The sequence below is a fragment of the Brachyspira pulli genome, assembly GCF_036997785.1.
Taxonomy (GTDB): Bacteria; Spirochaetota; Brachyspiria; order Brachyspirales; family Brachyspiraceae; genus Brachyspira; species Brachyspira pulli.
The window spans coordinates 1-5,026 of record NZ_JAWLQI010000108.1 but is presented as its reverse complement, the minus strand read 5'-3'; the positions used below and the strand labels follow the sequence as shown (position 1 = coordinate 5,026).

Genomic DNA, 5,026 nt, shown 5'->3' with positions numbered 1-5,026 from the left:
GAAAATTGACAAAATATAGTTGTTTAGGTATATACTGATTAATTGATTTTTATAAATCATCAAAATGAAATACCAAAAAAATTTTATTAAATAAGTATTTATAAATAAAAGGCCTAAGTTTTAAACTTAAGCCTTTTTGTTATTAATGTATTAATTTAATAATTTCTTATAATCAAACGTTTATAAGTTTTATTCCATAATTTTTTGATAATTCTTCATATTTTGCATCGCATATTTTATTGTCGCCTATAGCACTGCTGCAGTTCATCATTATATTTATAGTTTCTGTTACTTTTCTGTCATTATCATAAATTTCACAGAATTGTTTTACACTTTCATAAACACAATAATCTTTTGCCTCCCCGCATATATATATTTTATCAGCATTAGTTATATCAGAAGTCCAAGAAATATCATATTTTTGAGTGTACTCTGTAGGAACTTCCGGTCTTATAACTCCGTACATTTCACTGAAAGAATCCTGTCCTTTTAATATTTTATTTATATGCAGATTCCTTGCTGCTTCAAAAAATAATAACATATTAGCAAGCTGTTTATCTATAAGCCAGCCGTCAGTGCCGTATATACAGTGATAAGGCCATATCATTAAATTAGCTGAACCTCTTTCCTTCAATGCCTGAACATAGTTAATTTGTATTTCATCATCATAAGTAGGTACTACTTCATCATTTTCTATTTTTTCTAATGTTATTTCTGTGAATGGAGCTACTGGTTTTCCATTATAATCTTCCCACATGATAGGGTGGAATATAGAATCATATCTATGTGTGTCTAATGTTACATAAATACTTGATAGTTTTTCCATATTATCATATATAAATCTTATTATTTTTTTGATGTCTTCTGCAGCATTTTTTACAGGTAAAGCCCCTTTTTCCATATCTATAAAATCCCTTTGAGGGTCTACTATTAGCAGATTAATACTTTCATCATGCAATTCTTTTATAACGTCTTTTCTGTATTTGTCTGCTAGCTTATAGATATCCTGCTGATTTATTGGATTTGTTTCTTTACCAACATAATCTTCATTTACTATTTGTTCATAAGGTATTTTTACTGACATAATTAAATCCCCTTATTATTTAATTTGTTATTGATAGTATAATTAAATGATTTTATTTTGTCAATTTATTATTTTCTGATGTTTTCATTTTTTAACTTATATATATTTTTGTAAAATATTATAAAATAAAAAAAGGAGCTATAATAATATATTAAAGCCCCTTTGTATTTAATTATAAATTGTAATTAATATTCAAATTTCTGATTTAATAATTGTCCGTTTCTATCTATATAAAGTCTCATCATATTGTTTAATTTTACTTCATATATTCCTATATTTTCCATTTCTATATCTATTATTTTTGCATCCGGATACATTTGATTTGCTGTATTAAAAACTGATTTAGGAACTTTGAAAGGAGTATAGAAGTCATAATTTTGATTATTATTATAGCTTTGATTAGTTTGAGTATTATAATTATTGTAATTATTATCTGTAGTATCAGCTTTTTGGCTTAATTCTTCAGCTGCTTTAATTAAAGCTTCAGCCGCAGCCTGATAAGGATTTTCTGATGCATTTGTTTGAGCATAATCATTATTATTTTGATATTCTTGATAATAGCTGTCTTGATATGCGTTATTGTTATCATATCCTTGATAGTAGCTGTTATCTTGGTATGCATTATTATTATCATATCCTTGATAGTAGCTGTTATCTTGGTATGTATTATTGTTATCATATCCTTGATAGTAGTTGTTATCTTGATATGCATTATTGTTATCATATCCTTGATAGTAGCTGTTATCTTGGTATGCATTATTATTATCATATCCTTGATAATAGTCATTTTGATATGCATTATTATTTTGGTAATTAGGGCTATAGTAAGGACTATTTGGATTTTTAGATTCTCTTTCTAGCATTTTCATCAATTCTTCATAAGGGTTTGATGTACCATAATAATTTTGTGATGCATTATTATAAGTTTCTGAAGCTGTATTCATAGCATTCATAGTTTGCTGATATGGATTATAATAATTCATTTGATTATAATTATTATATTGTTTAGAAAATACTGGGCTGTAATATATGCTGCTTGGATTACTAGCTTCCCTTGCAAGAACTTTCATAAACTCATCATAATAATTGTAATAAGTGCCATAGCTGTTTTCTGAGGCATAATTATTTTGAGTATTATAGCTATTTTGATCATAATACTGTGCAAATAACATAGTGCCGGATATTGCTAAAATAGGTATTGCTTTTAAAATTGATTTTTTCATAAACATATCCTTTTAGTGTAAATATAGTGTAAATTAATTAATAACTATATTTACATTATAGTATATTTGTTTTTCAAAGTCAATTTTTTTTACATAAATTTTTAAATAAATTTACATTTTTATTAATATTTAAATAATAAAAAAATAAAGGCCTCATAAAATATATGAAGCCTTTAATTTTTTTATAATGAATTATTAATTATTATTCTTCATTTTCCTCAAATTCATCTTGCAAATCTATGAATACAGTATAAAGAGCACATATTTCATTATTTTCATCATAAGCGAAATAACAAGGATAATATCCGTCGCCATAACCGCTTGTAAATAATACTATATTTAAATCGCTTTCTGGTATATTCCAATTAAGCCAATCACCATATTCGGATTGATATTTAGGGTATTTTTCAGCATTTTCTTCAAGCAGATCAGAGAATAAATCATCATATCTATTGTCAAAATCTTCATTATCTTTTTCTAATTCTTTCTCATAATCTAAATATTTTTTTGCAGTTTCTTCATCACATACGCAGCCCATACCGGCATCTACTGGATAACCGAAAAACTCTCCTTCTTCTACTTCAGATAAATCTTCTTCACCTGTTACAGCAAGTTCATAACTTTTAGGTTCTTTATCAGAGAAAGAAACTTTTGTTATAGCTATTCTTTCTTCTTCCTCTATAACAAGAAGTGAAACTTTATATTTATTAGGCTTTACAGTTTGAATAAAAGGTTTAACATCATCATAAAGATAAGCCAAAGGATCGCAAGCTATTATTTTTCCGCTAGGGAGATTAACTTCACCAACTTCAAGTATATCTAGTTTTGTACCGTTGAATTCTTTATTTTTGAAAGCACTTTCCAAATCAAAACTAGGTGTTAATAAATGTTTTACTTTATCAAATTGTTCTTTAAAATCTTTAGGCATATATGTAACCTCCGTTTATTTTTGAAAATGGTATTATATATAATAATATTGTCAAGATATAATGATTAATTTTTTGATGTTTTCAAATTTAGAATTTTTTAATTGTCTGTAATCATGAATTTCAAAATTCTTTATCATAAAATATAACCTAATTGTAATATTCTATAATATATTTTTATTATTTCAAATATTTAATTCTTTATTGTTCATAATATTATTTCCTAAAGACTAAACAGTATATTTTATAGTAAAAAATAATTTGTTTTTTTGCAACTTTTTTAACGAAAAAAGTTGATAAAAACAAAGTCATAAATTATCGATATGCTTTTTAATATTATTTTAATTCTGCACAAGTTGTTGAGATATCATAAGCTCCGTCTATTTTTGTGTAATCATATTCTTTTATAAAGAAATATACATTTATAGGATAATTGTCTTTTATGGCAATATTGCTAAGCTGATTTAAAACGAATGAATTATGACTAGCCATAAATATTTGCACGCCTTCTTTTGAAATATCAACTAAAAACCTCATAAGCTCACGAACCATTTTAGGATGCAGACTATTTTCAGGTTCATCAATAAATAAAATGCTTTTCTTTGTTAAATTTCCTGTATTATGAAGTACTTCAAATATTCCTAATTTTTTTATTCCTTCAGCAGTTATATTGATGTTATAAATATTTCCGTCATTTTTATGATAATTAACCGCATTAGTATTTTCATCTATTTGTATATTGCCGTTATAGAAATCATATTTATTTTTGAAAACGCTTAGTAATTCTTTTTCATCAATGTTTTTTCTTGCAATTATTTCATAAATTATATCAGTATATGAATCATCGAATCCGCTTTCTATATTTTGATTTTTAAGATAAATAACAGCATTCATAATAGATAAAATTTCTTTAGCTGGTATGAATAAAGGCTTATAGTCATAATTATAATTATTAATATTATCATCAGAAGTTATAATTTCATTTTTACTATTTGAGATAGAAGCATTAAAATGAATAGAATTTTCATCATACAAATAAAGTTTTTTTAGTTTATCTGTTGATTTATTACTAGATCCAAATTTAAAATTACTAAATGTATATATATTGTTAATATACTGAAAAATATTGCATACTCTAATATTTGTATTTATGAGATTTTTTAATTCATAGCTTATACAATATAATAATTTTAATATTGTAGTTTTTCCGGTATCATTTTCACCTACAAATAAATTGATATTAGCAAAATTATCAAACTTAGCATTTTTTAATTGTCTGTAATCATGAATTTCAAAATTCTTTATCATAAAATACAACCTAATTATAATATAACGATATTCTATAATATATTTTTATTATTTCAAATATTTAATTTTTATTGTTCATAATTATTTCCTAAACATTAAATGGTATATAGTAAAAATTGCAACTTTAGTGAAGTCTTTATAACGTATGCAAAAAAAGTTAATGGTACATCTAAATATATGAATTTATAAAATGTCATTGTTTCATTATATATACCTAAACAACTATATTTATCAATTTTGAGTTATTTACGAATGTAATTTTTATTTATTAATAGCATAAAATATTATTAAGTTTTCTTTAAAATATAAAATAAAAACTACATTTTGACTAAAAATGCAGTCTTTTTGGTTCTTTTGGTCACAAAAAGAACTGTGGGTGTGGGGGCTAGTCCCCACAAATAACTTAATGTTAAAATTGTATTTTTGACAAACTCTAAAATTTTCAGTATATACTGAAAATTTTTAAGTTTGTCATTTTTTTTAAT

The 5,026-nt window shown here is 24.4% G+C and carries 4 protein-coding genes; all 4 read right to left on the bottom strand.

What is annotated here, in order from left to right:
- Positions 1-172 precede the first annotated feature (172 nt).
- On the bottom strand, positions 173-1,084 hold the full coding sequence (locus R4K56_RS14380) for a cysteine hydrolase family protein (RefSeq protein WP_335757456.1): 912 nt from the start codon (positions 1,082-1,084) through the stop codon (positions 173-175).
- Between the two features lie 185 nt (positions 1,085-1,269).
- Positions 1,270-2,307, bottom strand: coding sequence for a PepSY-like domain-containing protein (locus R4K56_RS14375; RefSeq protein ID WP_335773145.1), 1,038 nt, complete (start codon positions 2,305-2,307; stop codon positions 1,270-1,272).
- A gap of 202 nt (positions 2,308-2,509) precedes the next feature.
- Positions 2,510-3,235, bottom strand: a complete 726-nt coding sequence (locus tag R4K56_RS14370) for a DUF4241 domain-containing protein (RefSeq protein ID WP_335773146.1) — start codon at positions 3,233-3,235, stop codon at positions 2,510-2,512.
- 334 nt (positions 3,236-3,569) lie between these two features.
- Positions 3,570-4,541 carry an AAA family ATPase gene (locus tag R4K56_RS14365; RefSeq protein WP_335773147.1) on the bottom strand — a complete coding sequence of 324 codons (972 nt, stop codon included), beginning with the start codon at positions 4,539-4,541 and terminating at the stop codon, positions 3,570-3,572.
- Between the last annotated feature and the right edge of the window lie 485 nt (positions 4,542-5,026).

Excerpts from the sequence above, each read along its gene's own strand:
- R4K56_RS14370 (WP_335773146.1), bottom strand. The coding sequence starts at position 3,235 with ATGCCTAAAGATTTTAAAGAACAATTTGATAAAGTAAAACATTTATTA.
- R4K56_RS14375 (WP_335773145.1), bottom strand. The coding sequence starts at position 2,307 with ATGAAAAAATCAATTTTAAAAGCAATACCTATTTTAGCAATATCCGGC.
- R4K56_RS14380 (WP_335757456.1), bottom strand. The coding sequence starts at position 1,084 with ATGTCAGTAAAAATACCTTATGAACAAATAGTAAATGAAGATTATGTT.
- R4K56_RS14365 (WP_335773147.1), bottom strand. The coding sequence starts at position 4,541 with ATGATAAAGAATTTTGAAATTCATGATTACAGACAATTAAAAAATGCT.